The sequence below is a fragment of the Thermodesulfobacteriota bacterium genome (genome assembly GCA_035559815.1).
GTDB lineage: Bacteria > Desulfobacterota_D > UBA1144 > Nemesobacterales > CSP1-2 > DATMAT01.
This window is the reverse complement of record DATMAT010000023.1, coordinates 180,250-199,459: the sequence shown is the minus strand read 5'-3', so window position 1 is coordinate 199,459 and position 19,210 is coordinate 180,250. Positions and strand designations below refer to the sequence as shown.

Here is a 19,210-nt window from a genome sequence, read left to right as displayed (position 1 = left end):
ATGGCCTCATGCGGCACGAGCTTTTCAGCGATAAGCTTAGTAACCCGAGGAGAACTTAGCGGTTTCGCCATCCTGCCGATGACACTCACGGATACTCCCACCATCCCCTGTTACGCGGGTTCCAGAACTTTAGACTCTGATTCATACGAAACTCTAATTCGCCAAGTTTTGAACCCACTTTCGAACCAACCCAATATGTTGCAACCACGAACGCTATCACTCTGGGATCGACTGAAATACCCAATGCGCGAAAAGCGATCAAAACAGCAGCAGTCATCCCTAATTGCCCTTCGTTCTCTGCCTGCGCTATCGCCAGGAGATCGAGAGTAGTGCCCCCGTGTTTTAGTAGCACCTGTCCCATTTTGACTCCTGCTGTTGTTCGAAATTTAACCCCCCCCACCTCTCCCGCTACCGGCTTCTCGACCACTGCTGTAGGCTTTTCTCCGGAAGGTGGTGTCACCCTGCCCGGTGGCTCAGCTGTGGCTGGTGGTGCAGTTGCTTCCGCTTTAGGAGTAGGTGTGGAATTAGAAACTTGTCCAGCGGTTGCCGTCGTCTTGGCTGGGCTTGTTGAATTCGGGTCCGTGCTGCTCGGTTGAAGGGCCGCAGTCCGGCGCGAAGCTTCCCATTGCTGGCGTCTCATTTCACCAGGACCATATTGAGCCACGTTGTGAGATGTTCCTGCTGATTTTGCCTTTCCTCTAGTGAAGAGCAGATTGTTCGGATCAACAGCGCGTTCTGGATTAGGTACTGGATCAGCAGCTTTCGCCTCGATATGATGAAGCTCCGTATCCGCAAAATCGTATTTCGAAAGCTCGGGATCATTTTTCACGACGTCCTTGAATACTTTTTGAGTGTACGCGTACTCTTTTGCAGCAAAGGCCTTCTTATCAGACGCTTCGGCGAGCTTCTCAAGGTAAATCTGCTGATTTCTTGCCGGGGATCCGCCTCCGTACCGTCTCTCTAACGCCTCTTCCCAAGCACGGTTGAACTTACTTTCTGCCAAGACACCCTCCGGGTGCTTTCCTGCTTCAGGCGGCTTAGGCTTAGGAGGAGCCTTCGGTTCCTCCGGCTGCAAACCGCTTACATCAACGTAGCCCAGCGGATCACTTCTGGCGTAAACGAAAAGGTTGAGGCCTCCAGACAGTCCAATCGGATCACAACTCGTCCACCTCCCCAGCCATGGCGCATAGTGCCGTGCCCCATGATAGTAAAGTCCGGTTTCCTCATCCCGCTCCTTACCTGTGTAGCGGTAGCGTTTAAGACTAACTTCCGCCACACTGCGCCCCGCTTGATACGACGTGCTGCCGTAGGGGTAGTATTCCTCGTAGGAGATCACCGCACCATTCTCATCCAGTTCCAAAGATGCCGAGCCGAGATGGTTGTCGAACTGGTAGCGAGTTATTGGTTTTGGTGTAGTAAGCACTATGCCGTTGTCGCGAGTTTTGGTTTCCACCAGTGCGATGCACTTCTTATCGTCCATGATGTGAAGTGTCTCACGCTCTGACTCCAAACCACCGCCATTGCGTTTGCGATAGATCTCGAAACCGCCGAGGTAGATACGTTCTTCAATTGTTGTACCTTGCCGTTCGATTACCTTACGCACACGCTGGCCTGCCGAGTCATAGACGTAGTAAGCCTCGCCACCGCCGCCCAGATCTACCCGATGCAATTGATCTTTGAAGCCCCAATCCATCTGCATCAGGTGGGGCATTTTGGTCATATTGCCGTGAGGGTCGTATTCATACCTTACAGGCAATGTCCCCGTAGCGGGGTCGTTTGGCAGGCTGGTGCTTCTCAGCCGGTTGTTTGTTGACTCGTAATCGTAGCGACGCGTCCAGCTTCCACCGTTGGCACTATGAATCATCTTCAAGATATTCCCAACCGGATCGTATTCGTAGCTCTCCGTATAGTTGCGCATTGCCTGACCATCATTCGGATGAGGCAGGTTCATCTGTGTAGAGTCGTTGAAGTCGTAATGCGGCTTTAGTTCAGGCCTATGTTCCGGGAGATTGTTCGCCGTCTGACCCACATGCTCGCGTCCCTCTGCCTTTGTCAGCCGATAGATTGCATCGTACTCGTATTTTGTACTGGGTGACACTACGCCGTTATTGAAAAAGACCGTTTGTTGCGCATCGTCACGGATTTGGGTTATGTTACCAACAGGGTCGTAGGTGTATTTCAGGTCTTGCAGTCTATCCGTTCCGTTGTTGCGGGTAGTTAATAAATGGATTAGCCGGAAGGTCTTGTCGTCGTACTCATACGTCGTGCTCACGCCATTGCCATACGAGATGAACTCGCGTTGGCCCTTCGCGTTGTAGTCAATGTCGGTCACAAATGGCGTTGGAGTCGCCGCACCGCGCAGGCGCACATCCACCTTCTCCAGCAGATTGGCTTCGTTGTAAGTGGGTAGAATTTCGCTCGGCGGAATTGTGCTGTTGTGGGGGGTGATTAGCTTAGTAGGCCGGTTGAGTGCGTCATAAGTTGTGCTGGCGGTAAAGATTTTGGTTTCAAGCAAAAGTGCCGCGGCGTTCGCAATGGCCTGCACATCAGTGATTGTAGCTAGAGATAACCAATTTACTTGTTTCTTATACTCCTTAGCTAATTGCCGCCTGCTGCTCAGCAGATTGCCCTTGAAATCGTATTTCTCGTTGGTGACTATGCCAGCCCCGTCAAACACCTGGTAGACCTTGCCCCGGAGGTTCAGCAAAGAGGGGGATGGAACATTAGGAGCAGGTGGGATAGAATCTGGATGCGCTTCGCCGTATATATTGCGTTCAACCAATATCTCCGGGTCGGTGTCATGCTTCACAAACAGATGCGTGGGGCGTTGCAACTCATCGTAGGTCGTCTTGATTTCATGACCGCGGCTATCCCAAACCCTGATCGGCTTACCCGCCACGTTGTTCAGCATCCAGCGTTCACCGGCATCCATACTAACCTGATGAATCCCGGTGCCAAGCATGTCGTAGTCGTATGTCATAACCTTCGGACGAAGAGGATTGATACGGCCAAGCGCATCGGTAACTGAGCGTTGATTACCTTCGATGTCCAGTTCAACATGCGTCTCGTATTTGCCTGCCGTGCCGTTGTCGGCGATAGTGAGGAACGTGCGCCCAAGCGTGTCGGAATGCGCGATCGTTTTCGTGTTTGCATGCTTGGCGGCAAGATAAGCGGCCCGTCTTTCTGGATCTGTCGGCTCTGCACCGTTTGGGTCAGGGCTGCCACGGTCGGCATACCAGCGGGAATCTCGCACAGTGTCGTTTTCATCAAACGTCATCTGCTGCCACGGATCAAACTCGACCTTGGAGAACGTTCCATTGGGATTATCAGTGCGGATAAGCCGCCCAAGCGGATCGTAGCGCAGGATCGGCGTAACGCCCCATTCCACCAACTCTCTCTCATCTTCATACTTAGGGATGCTATCGAAAAATGGCTCGTATTTCTTGACGGGGTTGCCCTTGTTGTCGAAAACTGTGCGGCCCGTGCCGACCCAGCGCGTGTTCGTAAATTCAAAAACCAGCTTGTTATTCGCGTCATGTTTGAGTTTGCCATTGCCATCGCGTGCAGGAGCCATTCCGGGTTCTGCTTGAATCTTTTTCATCACTTCACGACCAAAGCCATCGGAGTAGCTATACGATTCTTGCCAGCGCGGGTTTGCAGAACCGTGTTGCTCGCGAGCGAAGGTGTGAACGAAAACCGGTTGCCGATGCTGGGGGTCATTCATGTTGGCGAACAGGTCATATTCCAACCGGCTGGTCGGATCGTCTTGGTTTGACGCCTCGTTAGAGGTCACATCAAAGCGGTCACCCTCGTTCAGTTCCGGTTTGCCCATCACAAACGTTGCTATGACCATGCCGAGCGCGTCGAAGCGCGCTGCCGCACGATTGCCGTTCGGGTCGGTGACAAGTTGCGGCGCCATCGTGCGGTAGTGGTTCTTTGCTTTTACGATATTGCCAAGTGGATCATTGGTCTCAGTGACCAATAGACTGTGCGCATCATAGGCCACCAGCGAGATGTTGCCGAACGGGTCTTTGACGCCGAGCGACAAGTAAAACGGGTTGCGGTTCGAAGGCGTGTGCTGCGTTTCAAACAACTGCTGGCCGGAGGGAATCCACCAAACGGCATCCTGGTCTTGAGCAGGAAACAAACCCTGAGCTTTGTAATCCGCGGCTTTGATGTATTTGCCTTCGTCTCTGAGCAAATTGTCGTTGACACGGCTGCCATACACCTCGGTGAGTAGTCCCGGCGTGAATGCCAGCTTGTAGCTTTCATAAGGCAAAGCGAGCGATTCTACCTCACCCAAAGGCAACGGGCCGGAAAGATTATTTTTGTAATAAAGCGAGCGGACATGCTCGATAAGACGCTTCTGAGGCATAATAAGATCCGCATGCACTTCATATGGGATGTCTGTGGTGGTTTGTATTGCATCCCTAACGTCATCAATCGTATATGGTACGTCTTTCTGTGACAGGATACCGGTGATCTCAAAAGTCCGTGTTTCAACCGGCACGCCTATTCGATACCAGTCGGGGTCGTTGGGCCCGTCATTAGGTTTGTTGATAACTTGGTTCTCGGTGTAGGTAATGAGCGTTTGTTTCTGTTCATCGAAGGCAGGTACTCGGCGTCGGTAGCCAATTGCTGCGGACTTCGTGACGTTTCCGAAATCATCCACCTCCAGCGTCATCGAGTGACCAATACGTGGGTCTTCCGGATTACGTTCATAGTGATAGCTCAGTGCTTCACATTGATAGCTATAGAAGACGGCATACTGGCCGTCTTGTCTAGGCTGAAGCAAACGGAGCTTGTAAGCGGTTTCGGTGACGGTGTACGGGTGTTCGCTTTTTGGCGAATTGTCAAGAGCATATATTTCCTGTCTGAGCATACTTCCCTTGAGTGCCCGGCATGCTTCGTGCTCCTCTTTGGCATTTGTTAATCCAGAAGGAAGGATTGTATCAGGCAAGAGTATAGCCTGGGGATCACCCTTGTAATACTCCTCAACAAAGTGCTTGGAAATGTTATCCCTATCAAAAAAAGCCCCTGTGTGAAACCAGGACTTTGTGTAAACCGGCGGCAGATGGAACACTTCGTCGCTATTATCCGGTTCTTCATCAAATAGACCATGGCCTTTAGACTGGTCAAAAAATTCCGTATCCCATTGCTCGACGAGACCAAACCCCCGGAACTCCCGCTCTTCGCCGTCATAATAGCCGTGGTGATATTTGTAAAGAGTGACCAGCTTTGTATTGCTCACATAGTCACGCGTCTCGACACGCTCGACCACATGTACCGGGAAAGGCAGTCTTGTTATCCATGGGGTTCCAGCGGCCAGGTCCTCCAGGTAAAACTTGGTTGACGGAGCATATTGTACTCTCGTTTCCGCACCCATGTTGTTTTTGGTTGTTTTCAAAAGGTGGGGCTTTACCCCTCCCATAAGGTCAATGTACTGCATAGGATGACCGTTGGCGGCAGGCAAAGGCGAGGACCAAACGATACACGCAGTCCCATTCCCCAGTAGGTCAACAACCGTTACGGATGAGAAGTTATCCGTTGGAGGGAAATTGGATAAGCGATGCGGTTCGCTCCAACTATTTCCAGCCTGGTTAAACCGGAAGGTGATGCTATCCCTGCCAAGGTAAATGATGTCTGTGGTTCCGGAGCCATCAATGTCGGCCAGGCGAATCCGATTTTGATTAAAATACTCAGGGTAATCAAAAATGGGAGCAGCATCCATCGTCACCTTGGCGCCAAAACGTCCGTAACCCAGATTAGGCCAATAGCAGACTTCACCGTTTCTAATCCTGGCGATGTCGGTTAAGCCGTCACCGCTCATATCAGCTAGGTAGATGGATTGAGTGGAATCGGCAAATACAAGGACTGGACCCTTCTCTTCATCATAGGGTTTCCGTACAATCTCTGCCGGTCCGAATCCTTCCTCGGCACGCGAGGGATACCAGACGAATACCTCATCCTCTGAAATCAGGATGTCGGCATGCCCATCGCCATTGAGGTCAATAAACCGAAGATTAGGGTCATTCCAGGCGATATTCGGAGTAGACACAAAGGGAGTAAAAGGCTTCCACTCGCCGTCATCGTCTCGCTCATAGTAACCGGGCAATGGGTCGCTGAATTGCACGAGGTCCAACTGCCCATCGCCTGCCAGATCCATAAACTGTTGCTGGCCGCCCTGTAAATTGGCCACGGAAGGTTTTGTAGAGACCACTTGGACAGGCGCGAATCGTACGTCGCCCAGACTGGGCATGGATGGAGGCGGAGGGAGTGTCATAAGAGGTGGAGGTGGTATCAAAGGCACGGCCTCAGCCGGAGTGAACTGTGCATTTCCCAAATTACGCTTGTAAAACCAACCATCTGCCTGCTCTGTCAGAATTCCGGAAATCCCCTCACCGTCCAGGTCTACCCACTGATATTGAGCGCCGTCAAGGCCAATCGGCAGATTTTCCAGACTCTCAGCGTCGCTGACATGTATCTCTTCATTTATTGTTCGTTCATTATAGGCGAATTCGAGAGACGGAAATGATTTCTTTTGATAATCCCCAGTCTGCTCATCTCTGATATAACCTGTCTGAGTGACGGATGTGAGATAACAAGCTACGGGGCCCTGTATAGGGTCAGAGTCGTTATATTTAAAATCGGTAGAGCGAATCAGGCAGGGGGTATCACCCAATTCTGCAAAATGATGAAACATTAGAACGCGATGACACAGGCGATACGTCCTTATTTCAAATGTTGCCTTATAGCTTGAAAAGGCATCCGGACGAGTCGGCCATTTACTGACTTCGTTGTCTATTTCAGGTTTGTCTTTATCGTGCTCTCCGTAGTCAAAAACCACATGAAGCAGCCAGTCCCGCCGTCGGGACAGATCCTCACCGAGCCGGAAGGGCGTTCCATTTCCGTACTTTATGTGCTTCAGATACCGATTTGCAAAACCCGTTCCGTTGCCAAGTCTATTCTTTTCTTGGGGTAAAGAACGGTCAACGTTCTCCTGGTTTTCCTCCTTGTATTCATAAAGAATAACGTTTCCCTTGTCGTCATAGCTTTCCTCAAGTAGCCATTTGAAAATTCGGGTTTTATCCTCGGGATCGAATATTTTACCCTTAGGACTTTTTCCATAGACGCTCGTGATATTATCTTTGGAGATGGATTTCCAAAAAACATCTTCTGGTTTGTTCTTGTTTTTCCACCGCTCAATCCGTGCAAAAAGCCCTTCAATCCGAGGGCGATAACGCTGAACGGTATAAGATTCACCGTCCAGAACTTCGTCTCGAATCTCTCTTGCCCATTCATTTCCGTTCTTAATTAAAGACGGAACCAAGTCCTCGGCACCCGATAGAATAAATGTGTCGGAGTCCTCTGCGTCCCGATACTTAGGCAATCCCTTTTCTGTTTTTCTGGAGATCGAAGGGATGGGAAGGTCCCAGCCAAGTCCAAAGGGGCCGTTTCCAGCGCCGGAATCGTATGAAAGTAAAAGCTTAGGATAGAAATCGGATCGGCTGGGTGTTGTGAAAATCGGAACGCTAAGCGCCCCGGTTCCTGTAACGGGATTAGCCGAGAACTTTTCGCCTATACCTCTAATCGCACCACCGCCTTTAGGAAGCGATATGGAAGGCAGGGAAATTTTGCTTTGATTCGTGGTAGCGTTTTTGTTATTTTTGCTTTCCTTTATTTCATTATTGATCATTGCCATACCTCACTAACTCCCGGGTTTATACAACCACTCACAGCTTCACAACTTTATTTGTGTAAAGCGGCTTCTTAGAAAAGCTCAATATTCCTGTGACTTCTCTAATTTTGAATCTTTTCTCTCGGCGGTGGAAAGATACTCGTGAAAAGGAAATTTAGAGGAATTTGTAAAGAGAGATTGGAGATTCGTTAAGGATTTTTTTAAAGTAGCTCTCCCTCCAACCACCTCTCCCACCTCTTACCCAATTGCTTTAAGAAGATTATAAAACAAGCATAAAATCAAATTCAATAGCAAATTTTATTAAGAAAGAATTGTGATTAACGATCGTTCTACAGGTTAAAAAGAACCTGGGCCTAGAAAGAAGCCAGGCTAAATAGCAAAGTTCTAAATGTTACATTAGGTTGTGATAATGCAACGTTTATTTTTTATTCTCTCCTTCCCTCCTAAATGGCACAACTCCTTGAAAACGAGAAAAGGAGACTATTTATTAGTTCTCTTTTTAATATTTTTCAAATCCTTCAGAAATCGCATCTAAGAATAGCCAAAGAATCGTTTGTAGGTCTATGCACTTCTTGCGCTCATTGCACACGGTTGTATTCAAAAATGTTCATTTTTAACAGGGTTATACGAATCTCCAATGATTCCAATAACTTGCATAAAAGGGTGAAAAAGGATTCCTAATCCTGGGATCGTGGGTTCAAATCCCGCCGGGACGCATAAGTTGATTTTTAGAAGTCTTTTTTGCAAACAAATTCCTTACCTCCTTACCGTAAAGATAAATTTTTGTATTTCTTTCAACGTTATGGACTATTGGAGGCAAATCTCAAGCAGATGCTGAATCCTGTGGTTTTCAACAAGAGAGAGAAAGAAAGATATTCTTTCCTCTTCCCCATCCCTCCCTATTCTCATGCTTGTCTGAAGCTCTCCCTTCTTACTGTACCCCTAGAAGGTAGACGGGAATGGAGTTAAACAATTGAAATTGCCTTATAGCTTAGCGGGTGGATGCGGCCAATTAACTCGTCTATTTTGAGCGTTATTCCCTTTGAGTGCCTGAAAGCCAGGAAGAAAATGCAAACAAATTTAAGGTAACTGCTTCAGCGTTTCTAATCCCTCAAGGTAATCATCATAAGAAATAGGAGAAGTAATACCATATTCAGCCAGTAGGTCTATGGTTTCACTTATGCTGAGATCGAGTTCTTTTGCCAGAGTTTCAAGGGACATCTTTCCCTCTTTGTACCTCTTAAAGTTGAAATTATTCTCAACCATCATTAATTTCCTCACGTCTGAAAATCAAGTTGATACTCTATCCATAATTAAAGCTCTTTTGTGTATATTATTCACGTCTTCTACTCGTCACCTTACCCTAACGAAGTGCCCTTTGACGTATCCTGCCTCTCTCAATGATAGTAAACTTCCCTAGTAATGCCACTTTACCTTCTTCAAGAACTTTCAATAGTACTTTCGCAGGCTCTTCTGGAGTAGATGGATCAAAGCGAAAGTATACTACACCCTCGGTAAAAAAGGCTCTGTGTCGATAGATTAGCTCTCCATAATCTCGGTCAAAAGTTAAAACAATACGCTTTTCTTTTTGTGCCCGTTTTATAATATCCGAATCTGTAGCTCCAGGTGTTTCTTCAATTATACTTGCTACATTATGGCCAGCATTTCGTAGCAGTCTAATGCTAAACAGAGGAAAATTTTCATTTGCAATAAAATCCATTAAACCGATCCAGTTGGAATTTCATATAGAGATTCCCCACGCATACACTCTTTAGCAAAAGCAAATACGGCTCGGAGACTCTCTGCTGTCAATGTTGGATAATTCTCAAGGACTTGTTGTTCTGTCCAGCCTTCAGCGAAAAGCCCTAAGATAAATTCCACAGATAGGCGAGTCCCCTTCACCACTGGCTTACCGAGTAAAACTTCTGGGTCTGAATGTATAAAATTTCTCCAGTCAATGTCCACTTTTGTATTCTCCTCCTATCGATTTAATCATATCATAAAATATCGGCTATTGGAGTAATCATCAGTCTATTATAACTTGCCTCAATTAATCAAGGCACATCTCAAGCAGACGCTGAATCCTATGGTTCTCAATAGGTGATAAAAAGAACGCAATTCTTTCCTCTTCCCAATCCTTGCCTATTCTAATGCTTGTCTGAAGCTCTCCCTTCTTATCCGTCTGACATATAACAATGTATCCTCCTTCTCCCTTAATCGTATGGTTTCTTGGAAGGAGCCCGAGGAAAGCAAGCTTTAGAGCTCCCAGCATATCTACAATTGCCCAATCTCTGATCACAACACTTGCACTCCGGGAGGAAATTTGGGCTACAAGACTCACCTCCCCTTTCTTTCCCTCTATAATTAGACTCCCTTGAGGGTAAGTAAGAGCGAGTAATTTCTTCATGCAGAGATTGTAATCCCAGACACTTCAGAAGCCACCTGTGAAGAAACAGCAAGTTCAGGGCTTATACTTGCCGTTTTTAGCGTAGTGATTTTTTCTTTTCTCCGTGCTAATTCTAATTTCATGCTGGAGAAGAGGGCAGAATTGCCTCTTTAATTCTCTCCTCTTTCTCCTTGATCTTTGAAAACAAAAGAAAAAGCTCTGGAATCTTTGTTGTCATTTGTTATTGCGTTTATGAGTTTTTAAGTCTGTTTATGTGTTTATAAGTTTTAAAGGTAAATCTCAGACCTGCAGGTGGGGAAAATCCCCTTAAATCTCTAAGGCCTGTGGCGAAAGGAGGTGTATCATGAAGCCGTTAGTATTTTATAGAAGTACGTCAGTAATCAGGATTACCCCTGATACCAAGCGTTTGGTCATTTGGGTGGATGGGGCTCTAGCCTTTCCCGATGCTCCGAAGGGAAAGGTTGAAAAAGGAGTTCAAAAATATAACTGGGAGAAGAAGCTTTCTTTTGCTTTGTCTCCGGAAGAAGGTATTGCCCTGGCCGAATGTGCAGAAAGAATCCATAGGGCAGGCACCGGCGAGATACAGTTTGACCATTACCCAAATAATAAGAATGGTGGTAATGGAGAAACGCCTAAAAAAACTCTGTCTCTCAGTCATCAAAAAACTGAAAAAGGAGACAGGGTATTTCTTTTATTAGCCCAGGCTAATACAAAAATCGCCATCCCCCTGGGAAGAAGCGATGTTTTTGCTCTTTACATCCTGATTCCACAAGCAGTATCCACAATCTGGAATTGGACAGGTTTTCTTTCCTCACAGGATAAGAACATAGTAGTCTCTCGACTGGCCGTCATTAATTCCGCTGTCGAGATGCTCAAGACTCATCAGTCGGCGCTTACCACTGATATGGTGATCGGTGAAGCCCAAACATTTTTCAACTGGGCATTACAAGGTGAGTCAGGGGCTAAAGCTATTAAGCATCAGCAGAACTCAGACACGGATCCTGATGAAAATCCGGATTCTGAACCGGACCCGGATAGAGACTTTGATGGAGAAGTGGCTGATGATGATATTCCCTTCTAGTTTTTTCCCCTTTCCCGATTAAAACATTCGGGAATAACACTATAATCCGTAAAACCCTGTTTAATCCCTAAAAAAATCCAACAAACATGTTCCCGCATAGAGTAAGCGGGAAAAGGAGGTAAACAACTATGGAGAAGAAAAAACTCCAGAAGGATATTTCTATGCCCAGGCTGCTAAAGGGCGTAACCCTTTACCTTGATGGAAAGGTAAAACCCAACGGCAACGGCTACTATGTAGAAGGCAATTCTGGCACTTACCTTGTGCCGGAATCATTCGAAAGCTGTGAATGCCCCGATTTCAACAATCCCTATTCCAAGACAGGCCGGATATGCAAGCATATCTTTGCCGCAAGACTCCAGAAAAGAATGGAGTTAAAAGAATCTGAGCTTCGTATCGACCTCGAAGTAAAGTTTGAGCACCAAATCAAACAGCTTGAAGATAAACTTCGGAAGGTTGCCGAAGAAAACTACAAGCTGAGATGTCAAGTCGAAGCTTTTCAACATCTGAGGGAAGGCTTTAAGCAGCTTATTCAAAGTTTGTAGGAACCATTTTGGGGCAGACTCTTGTCTGCCCTCCCCTTTTTTCCAAAAACAAACATAAAGGAGGTGCATCATGCCGCTTACCAACAATTTAGGTCTGCCTTCAGTATTCTATGAGGCAGTTAAAAACGATAAGTATTCAAAAGGCCATGCTGATTATTCGATTTCTGACCTGGTGAACCCACCTCAACTAACGCTTCTAAAACAGCGCCATGCCCATGAGATAGTCGAGGATATTTCCGACAAGATATGGAGTTTACTGGGCAAAGCAGTTCACTACATATTGGAGAAAGGAAGCCAGCCGCACACTATAAAGGAAAAACGCATACACGCTATCATGGCGGGGCGTTTTATTTCCGGGCAGTTTGACCTCTATTACACCGAAGGAAAGCTAAGCGACTACAAAGTCACTTCCGCCTGGTCTGTTGTTTGCGGGAATACCATGAAGGAATGGACTGAGCGGTTGAATTCCTATGCCTATCTTCTAGGGACCATAGGACTGACTGTTACGGAGCTGGAGATCGTGGCCATGTTCCGCGACTGGAGCGCCAGCGAAGCAGAAAGATACCCGGATTATCCGGAAACCGAGGTCCAAGTAATTCTAATTGCATTATGGGATCATGAAGCTCAAGAGAAATTTCTCGTAAAGAGAATAGAGCTTCTTAAAGCCAACGAAACCCTTCCTGATAATCAGCTCACACCCTGCACTTCGGAGGAAATGTGGGAGAGCCCCACAAAGTACGCCGTGAAGAAGCATGGAAGAAAAACCGCTCTCCGGGTATTCGAGACTCAAGATGAAGCCGGCCAATTTTTGGATGTACAAAAAGGCAATGGCCACTTTATCGAAACCCGTCCGGGCGCTCGAACAAGGTGTGAAGGCAAGGTAATCAAAGGCAGGATAAAGAAGTACTGTCCTGTCAGAGATTTGTGTCATCAGTACCGGGAGTACATCAAGCAAAAAAACCAACAAAAAGGAGGTAACCACACATGAAAATAAGAATAACAAGAGCAAACTTTATTTCTGCGTTGAAGGACGCAATAGAGGTAGCAGAATCTAGATCAACCCTTCCTATTCTTCAGCATGTTTTGCTCGAAGCGAACGGTTCACTCCGGGTTTCGGCCACCGACCTTGAGTTAAGTCTTGTAAAGGAGGTCAATGCGGAAACTGAAAGACGTGGAAGTATTTGTCTCCCGGGAAGGAAGCTATTCCTGATTGTAAAAGAGCTTGAAGAGGGAGAGATAACCCTGGAAAAGCAAAATAACGACTGGGTTAGGCTTGAGTCTGGCAAATCAAAATACCTGCTTGCCGGACTTTCAAAAGAGGATTTTCCTCTTTTAGAAATCGCCAAGAAGATGGAAGGCAATGTATCTTCAGATACTCTTGCCACCGCTTTGGCTCACGTTGCTTATAGCTGTGCTAATGATAACAGCCGGGCCTATTTAAATGGCGTGTATGTTGGACACGAAGAGTTAGTGGCCACAGACGGGTGCAGGCTGGCAAGAGTAACCGTCCCCGGACTTTCCCTTCCTGAAGAAACTATCCTTCCAAGGAAAGGGGTTCAGGCTGTGAAAAACCTGTTTGAAGAAGAGCTAAGCTGGGCAAAACAAAAGAATCACATTACTTTTTCTAGTTTAAACACATCACTCACTATCAGACTGATTGACGGAAAGTATCCCGACTATAAGACAATAATTCAGGATCTCTCCGGCACATCCCTTTTTCTTTCCCTTTCTACTTTCCGTTCCCAGCTTGATTTCTGTAAAGCTCTAGGAGCCCAGGATGTAAAGATCAGAGGGAAGGGAAACGCGCTTGAAATAACAGCCAAATCTCACGGGGAAGACGATGAGATAGCCGGGGTTGTTGATACTATTGAAGGCTCGTGGGAAGGGGGAGATCGGCTTTCAGCTCCACTACCTTCTTGAGCCTCTAAACCGTGGAACGGACGACAACACGGTCGAGCTTGTGCTAAGTCCGAACCGTCCCTGCCAAATCAAGATTAATGAAAACCCGTCTTTTCTGTACGTCGTTATGCCCACTATATCGCGGGATTGAGATTCAATAACTCCTTATGGGAGTTCCCGGGGGGAATAGCAATATTCCCCCTTCCGTTTTTTCTTCTTGACTGTTCCAACAAAGCGTCCGGAGCTTTTGGCTAATGCCGATGGTGCATTACGAACCATTCTTTTGTTTCCGTTCTTTGAAAATTAAATATTCAAGCATGTAATCCCGGCAATACTAAAGATTGTTTTTTGTTCTTTTGTTTTTGTGAGTTTAAGCGTTTCTGAGTCTATTTCTAAGTTTTTGAGTTTTTAAGGTAATCCAACAAAAGGAGGTGAATCATGTTAAAGGTACAAGTCTATGGTCTGAAGCTCGTTCGGGAGAGGAAGCTGCCGTTTGAAGCAACTGCCCTCAACAACAGCGAAGCATCAGCCAAGTTAATATGTTCATTGCTAAAGCACAAAGACAGGGAACACCTTGTCGTACTAGCAGTGGACATCCAAAATTGTCCTGTGGGATTAAATATAGCCCATATAGGAACCCTCAATGCAACACTCGCATCGCCCAGGGAAGTATTCAAGTTTGCTCTCTTGTCAAATGCGGCAGGAGTAATCCTTGGGCATAACCATCCAAGCGGGAATCTTACTCCATCCCCGGAGGACCTATCCATTACCAGATGCCTGGTTGGGGTAGGAAAGCAGTTAGAGATTTCCGTCCATGACCATATCATTACCACTCATAAAAACAGGTGGGCAAGCATAAGACAAACCCATCCTGATCTTTTTTACTAAGCCCCAAAACAAGGTACGTACCAAGGAGGTATACAATCATGAAGCAGTTACAAGACTTCAAAAGCGCCGTTATGTCTCTCGAAGGTCTAACGGCAACGATCCTTTCTTCAGAGAAGGGATTCTCTACTATGCCCAAATTGCTAAAAGAGGAGCTTGCGGACCGCCTTCAGAGCATTCGCGTGTACCTTCTCTTTAGCAATAATGGCATCAAAAAAGGAGAAGGAGAATTTCTTTCCTCTCCAACCCATTCCAAGCCCCAAATTAGCGGAGAACCTTGTCCTTTATGCAGCAGTCCGACACAGAAACAAGGTAGCTGTTCTACCTGCATGGGGTGCGGTTGGTCCAAGTGTAGTTAATCAACACCTAAATAAGCAAACCAAACAAAAAGGAGGTATCACAAATGGCTAGATTGGAAAGCCAGGCCAAGCTGGGGTTTTATCCAACCCCTGAACACCTTATCCCGATAATAGCTTCCTACGTTTTCCCTGCAGAGAGGGAATGCAAGTTCCTCGATCCCTGCTGCGGGGACGGCACTCCGCTCCAGTTTTTAGGTTTATCCCTGGCGGGAAGGACCTATGGAGTTGAGGTTGACCGTGAGAGAGGTCTTCAATCACGGAGGTTATTAGGGACTGTCCTGATAGCCGATGCTATCAGGACAAAGATCTCGGACAAAGCCTTTTCCCTGTTATTCCTCAACCCACCCTACGATTGGGCAGTAAGGGAAGAGGGGGAGAAATCAGAAAGACTGGAACATCAATTTCTTACCCGGTTCACACACAAGCTTGCAGACAGGGGCATCTTGGTGTTCATAGTTCCCGTTCATATTCTCAGTAAATCCTCAACCTACATTTCAAACTGGTATGAGGATATCCGGGTATTTAAATTCCCGCCTGAGGACTACGAGGTCTTCAATCAAGTAGTCCTCCTCGGAAAGAAGAAACCGAAGTCCGTGCCCGACGAATTTCAAAGGCACAGACTTCTTGCAGTCGGAAAGGGCGAGATAGATACACCAGTCCTTTCCATGCAGGATGAGCCCAATTATCAACTACCCTGTTCGGCGGGTCAGCCGCAGTATTTCCTTTCAATGGACGTGGAAGAGGAGGAAGCAGCCAGCCTGGTTTCAGGAAGCTTTCTCTGGGATGAGTTCTGGAAGGAGATTAGCGGGAATCTGGAATGCCGTCCTATTATGCCTCTTCGCAAGGGGCATTTAGCGCTTCTTTTGGCCTCGGGCTACCTGGACGGACGCCTTAACACTCAGGGTTATGACCTTGTTTTAAAGGGCAGGACCAGAAGGGTAACCGAACGGACAGAAGAAGTGGATGTGGACGAGCAAGGAAGGGAAGTAAGAACCATAAAAGAAATCGAAAAGGTCGAGGTCGGGATTTTAGCCCTTGACCTTCAAAGTGGTTCATTCCACGAAATCAAATAAAAAGCCCTAAGATTCAACAAGTCCCCGGGCCGGGGAGAAGTTTTGAAACCCTGTCCGGGAAAGAGGCAAAAATACCTCCTCGGATGGGGTTTCATTCATAAAAACTCTACTAAGGAGATAGCCCATGATAATCTGTAAATCTTTTGGAAACGTATTTGCCGATGCTCTTTTATTCGAGAAGAGCTTCGGCACAAAATCCTGCGTGCTCCTTTCACTTGCCGGAAGCGAATCTACGGTGAAAGGGGCTTCCGCCGCGTTCGTAGAAGGCCATCCACTCTATTTCGGCGATGATGCCGGTCTATCCATAAGAAGGGATGCTAATTTCCCGAGCTACCGTATTAAAACCAGAAGGCTTGCACCGCATATAATCCACACGCTCGTTCATCCATCTGATTTATCTACCCATGCAGTAGTGGGACGCGATGAAAGTGAGCTTAAACGGAGGCTAACGGAAAGGGTAATGGGAGAAATCCCATTCCTGCCTGAGTGGAGCGAATGGCTCTGGCAGTGGGTCTATGACACAGAATCCTTCGAGCCTATCGACGGATACAACATCCTCGGGGGCTGGATAAGGATTGATTATGAGAGCCTAAAAGGAGTTATCTCAAAGAGTATTTCAGGACTGAGGAAACTTCTTTAATCAAACGGGGAGAGAGAACTGAGTTCCTTTCCCCTTCCTGTCACAAAAGGCCGGTTTTTTAAACAAACCTGCAAATCAACAAATCAAGCAAACTAACAAAAAGGAGGAACCCAATCTATGCAAACCATAGAAAGCATGAATCTATCCAATTTTATTCAAACCTTCTCAGAAGCTCTACAGAAGAAGGTACTGCACACAATGAAGCCTATCTATACTCACAAAGAGGAAATTTCCGGGGAATTTCAGAACCTCGGACGCACACCCTACCCTGCCCAAGCTCACACCGCTCAGGCTGTCTTCGATGCCCTAAAGTATCAGAATTCAGTTTACGTTGTGGGTGAAATGGGCACAGGGAAAACCCAGATTTCTATATCAACTGTTTCTCTTTTCCGGAACCCCAAGAGAATACTGGTCATCTGTCCCCCTCATCTGGTATTGAAGTGGGAAAGGGAAATCAGGTCTAACATTCCCGAGGCAAAGGTAATTCAACTTAAAGAACTTAGTCAGGTTCTTTCCCTGAAGAGGACCAAACCTGAAAAACCCTCCGTGCATGAGTTCTGGATTCTCTCCAGGGAGAGAGCCAAACTCAATCATTCGTGGAAGCCGGTTTGGACAAAACGCGCTGGGAAATACGCCTGTCCTTCATGCGGCGCTTTTTTTGAAGAGGACAAACCGCTTTCAGAGAGAAACCGTAAAAAGTGCGAAGAATGCAAAGAACCTTTATGGGAAGCTACACCTCCCAAGAGATTCGCCCTTGCTACTTTCATAAGAAAGTGGCTAAAGGGATTCTTCCACATACTCATCGCCGACGAGGTGCATGAGTACAAAGGGGATTCCGTCCAGGGTCAAGCACTTGGTGAGCTTGCATCCTGTATAGAAAAGCGGATTCTCCTTACCGGAACTTTCCTGGGCGGTTATGCATACAATCTGTTTAACCTGCTCTGGCGGACACACACACCTGCAATGAAAGAACGGAAGTACAACCACGTTTCGGTAACCCGGTTCCAGGACGACTATGGGTTTATAGAGCGAATAATCAAGGAAGTGGAAGAAGAAGATTACAGGTACGGAAGGGCTAGAAAGAGGAACGTCCGGGTAAAACCCTTACCCGGAATAAGCCCGCTTCTGTTACCTCACTTTGTGCTGTCAAATGCGGTGTTTATCAGGCTCTCTGACGTTGCCGAAGCCCTTCCTCCTTATGAGGAACAGGTAATAACCCTGGATATGGAGGATAGCCAGGCAGAAGAATACGGGGAGCTGGAGAATGCCTTACGTGACATAGTAAAACAAAGCCTGAGATATGGAGGCCGGAAGAATCTGGCTTCCTATCTACAGGGACTCTTGCTCGTTCCCGACGCTGTTTTTAGAAGGAACGAGATAGAAGTTGAAATCTCCGGTCAAAAGGAAGTGCTTGCCAACCTTCCTGTAGATGGAGTAATGCCCAAAGAGGCAGAGCTCCTGGATATAGTAAGGAGAGAAAAGCGGGAAGGAAGGCGGGTGCTCGTTTACTGCACTTTCACCGATACCCGCGATATTACCCCAAGGCTCAAGGAGCTGCTTCAACAAGGCGGGTATAAAACGGAGGTACTCAAGAGTTATACTGTTCCCCCTGAAAAGCGGGAGCAGTGGATTGAAACCACGGTCCAAAAGGGTGTGGATGTTCTTATCTGCAATCCTGAAGTAGTAAAGACGGGATTGGATTTGTATCAGTTTCCAACCATCGTTTTTTACGAAACCGGATACAGCATCTACACCCTGAGGCAGGCTTCCCGAAGGTCATGGCGGATAGGTCAAACCAAGCCGGTCCGGGTGATCTATCTATGCTACAGGAACACCATGCAGGAGAAGGCTTTGAGGCTCACCGCATCGAAGTTGGAGACGGCGCTCGTAGTCGAAGGGGAGCTGTCGGATAAGGGTCTTCAGTCATTATCGCAAGCTGAAGGCTCGATGGTGCTTGAGCTTGCCCGCGCCCTGGTGGAGGGGCTTGAAGAAAAAGAGTCCCTATCAGATGTTTGGGCAAGAACACGTAAAAAGGAAATCGAAGCGGATCTTACAGGGAACGAGAAGAGAGCTACCGTAAGAGACATTTCTAAAACAGTTACCCAGGTAGGAAACCGCGTTCTTACAGTGGATGTTATTGAGTCCACAAAACCTAGAAAAAAGAAGGTAACCAGGCTAGAGGTTGCCGAAGGGGATATAGAAAAGCTCCTGAAGGAACGGGGTAAGCAGGTACAGTTTGCCCTGTTCTGATAACTAAACCCTATATCACCAAAGTAGGGTTTTCAGGCGAGTCGCAAGGCTCGCCTTTTTTATTTTAGAATTATATTATATTAAGCCTGGAACTTTCATGGGCTCATTCGCTAAAGAAGAAAAATCTTTTGATAGGAGATAATCTAAAAATTATGAAAAGTTATCACTGCTGTTAATCAGGTGCTCCCCAATGGAGAAGCTACCCGTGAAAAGCATTATCCAACAAAAAGGGTACGCCCTTTTTCTTCTTTATGCCTGCATTCACGATTCCAAGCTCTGACCCTGGACTTTTAGCTTCAGAAACTAATTAAAAAAATTGGAAATAAAATTCATTTGGGCAATAGTCTTTTTAGACACAACCCCATCCTTCGTTCC

At 46.9% G+C, this 19,210-nt stretch carries 14 protein-coding genes; 9 read left to right on the top strand and 5 right to left on the bottom strand.

The annotated features are described in order from the left end of the window. Positions 1–85 precede the first annotated feature (85 nt). From VNN20_06465 to VNN20_06445, 5 genes are all read right to left on the bottom strand, one after another. Positions 86–7,702, bottom strand: a complete 7,617-nt coding sequence (locus VNN20_06465) for a SpvB/TcaC N-terminal domain-containing protein (GenBank protein ID HWP91823.1) — start codon at positions 7,700–7,702, stop codon at positions 86–88. A 1,077-nt stretch (positions 7,703–8,779) separates the two neighbouring features. Continuing rightward, a complete protein-coding gene (locus VNN20_06460; GenBank protein HWP91822.1) occupies positions 8,780–8,968 on the bottom strand; it encodes a hypothetical protein in 189 nt (62 codons plus the stop codon). Positions 8,969–9,062: 94 nt separating this feature from the next. Beyond that, a complete protein-coding gene (locus VNN20_06455; protein HWP91821.1) occupies positions 9,063–9,419 on the bottom strand; it encodes a DUF5615 family PIN-like protein in 357 nt (118 codons plus the stop codon). Continuing rightward, positions 9,419–9,658 carry a DUF433 domain-containing protein gene (locus VNN20_06450; protein ID HWP91820.1) on the bottom strand — a complete coding sequence of 80 codons (240 nt, stop codon included), beginning with the start codon at positions 9,656–9,658 and terminating at the stop codon, positions 9,419–9,421. Before VNN20_06450 ends, VNN20_06455 begins: the two co-directional genes overlap by 1 nt. A 91-nt stretch (positions 9,659–9,749) precedes the next feature. Beyond that, a complete protein-coding gene (locus VNN20_06445; protein ID HWP91819.1) occupies positions 9,750–10,106 on the bottom strand; it encodes a hypothetical protein in 357 nt (118 codons plus the stop codon). Positions 10,107–10,449: 343 nt separating this feature from the next. Here VNN20_06445 and VNN20_06440 point away from each other — a divergent pair, with 343 nt between their 5' ends. The 9 genes from VNN20_06440 to VNN20_06400 all read left to right on the top strand — a co-directional run bounded on the left by VNN20_06440 (position 10,450) and on the right by VNN20_06400 (position 18,835). Next, a complete protein-coding gene (locus VNN20_06440) occupies positions 10,450–11,187 on the top strand; it encodes a hypothetical protein (protein ID HWP91818.1) in 738 nt (245 codons plus the stop codon). A 128-nt stretch (positions 11,188–11,315) separates the two neighbouring features. Next, on the top strand, positions 11,316–11,729 hold the full coding sequence (locus VNN20_06435) for a hypothetical protein (GenBank protein HWP91817.1): 414 nt from the start codon (positions 11,316–11,318) through the stop codon (positions 11,727–11,729). Between the two features lie 70 nt (positions 11,730–11,799). Continuing rightward, positions 11,800–12,717, top strand: coding sequence for a hypothetical protein (locus tag VNN20_06430; GenBank protein HWP91816.1), 918 nt, complete (start codon positions 11,800–11,802; stop codon positions 12,715–12,717). After that, positions 12,714–13,649, top strand: coding sequence for a DNA polymerase III subunit beta (gene dnaN / locus VNN20_06425; protein HWP91815.1), 936 nt, complete (start codon positions 12,714–12,716; stop codon positions 13,647–13,649). Before VNN20_06430 ends, dnaN begins: the two co-directional genes overlap by 4 nt. Positions 13,650–14,066: 417 nt before the next feature. Continuing rightward, positions 14,067–14,516 (top strand): JAB domain-containing protein, encoded by a 450-nt coding sequence (locus VNN20_06420; protein HWP91814.1) that lies wholly within the window; start codon positions 14,067–14,069, stop codon positions 14,514–14,516. Positions 14,517–14,554: 38 nt separating this feature from the next. Next, entirely contained in the window at positions 14,555–14,872 is a 318-nt protein-coding gene (locus VNN20_06415) for a hypothetical protein (GenBank protein HWP91813.1), read from the top strand. A gap of 44 nt (positions 14,873–14,916) precedes the next feature. Then, positions 14,917–15,945 carry a DUF6094 domain-containing protein gene (locus tag VNN20_06410; protein ID HWP91812.1) on the top strand — a complete coding sequence of 343 codons (1,029 nt, stop codon included), beginning with the start codon at positions 14,917–14,919 and terminating at the stop codon, positions 15,943–15,945. 124 nt (positions 15,946–16,069) lie between these two features. Further along, positions 16,070–16,585 carry a hypothetical protein gene (locus VNN20_06405; GenBank protein HWP91811.1) on the top strand — a complete coding sequence of 172 codons (516 nt, stop codon included), beginning with the start codon at positions 16,070–16,072 and terminating at the stop codon, positions 16,583–16,585. 117 nt (positions 16,586–16,702) lie between these two features. Beyond that, complete coding sequence (locus VNN20_06400; protein ID HWP91810.1) at positions 16,703–18,835, top strand: DEAD/DEAH box helicase; 2,133 nt, start codon at positions 16,703–16,705, stop codon at positions 18,833–18,835. The last annotated feature ends 375 nt before the right edge of the window (positions 18,836–19,210 follow it).

What these genes read in the sequence shown, in the direction of transcription:
- VNN20_06465 (HWP91823.1), bottom strand. Translation starts at nt 7,702, where the DNA reads ATGGCAATGATCAATAATGAAATAAAGGAAAGCAAAAATAACAAAAAC.
- VNN20_06460 (HWP91822.1), bottom strand. Translation starts at nt 8,968, where the DNA reads ATGATGGTTGAGAATAATTTCAACTTTAAGAGGTACAAAGAGGGAAAG.
- VNN20_06455 (HWP91821.1), bottom strand. Translation starts at nt 9,419, where the DNA reads ATGGATTTTATTGCAAATGAAAATTTTCCTCTGTTTAGCATTAGACTG.
- VNN20_06445 (HWP91819.1), bottom strand. Translation starts at nt 10,106, where the DNA reads ATGAAGAAATTACTCGCTCTTACTTACCCTCAAGGGAGTCTAATTATA.
- VNN20_06440 (HWP91818.1), top strand. Translation starts at nt 10,450, where the DNA reads ATGAAGCCGTTAGTATTTTATAGAAGTACGTCAGTAATCAGGATTACC.
- VNN20_06435 (HWP91817.1), top strand. Translation starts at nt 11,316, where the DNA reads ATGGAGAAGAAAAAACTCCAGAAGGATATTTCTATGCCCAGGCTGCTA.
- VNN20_06430 (HWP91816.1), top strand. Translation starts at nt 11,800, where the DNA reads ATGCCGCTTACCAACAATTTAGGTCTGCCTTCAGTATTCTATGAGGCA.
- dnaN (HWP91815.1), top strand. Translation starts at nt 12,714, where the DNA reads ATGAAAATAAGAATAACAAGAGCAAACTTTATTTCTGCGTTGAAGGAC.
- VNN20_06420 (HWP91814.1), top strand. Translation starts at nt 14,067, where the DNA reads ATGTTAAAGGTACAAGTCTATGGTCTGAAGCTCGTTCGGGAGAGGAAG.
- VNN20_06415 (HWP91813.1), top strand. Translation starts at nt 14,555, where the DNA reads ATGAAGCAGTTACAAGACTTCAAAAGCGCCGTTATGTCTCTCGAAGGT.
- VNN20_06410 (HWP91812.1), top strand. Translation starts at nt 14,917, where the DNA reads ATGGCTAGATTGGAAAGCCAGGCCAAGCTGGGGTTTTATCCAACCCCT.
- VNN20_06405 (HWP91811.1), top strand. Translation starts at nt 16,070, where the DNA reads ATGATAATCTGTAAATCTTTTGGAAACGTATTTGCCGATGCTCTTTTA.
- VNN20_06400 (HWP91810.1), top strand. Translation starts at nt 16,703, where the DNA reads ATGCAAACCATAGAAAGCATGAATCTATCCAATTTTATTCAAACCTTC.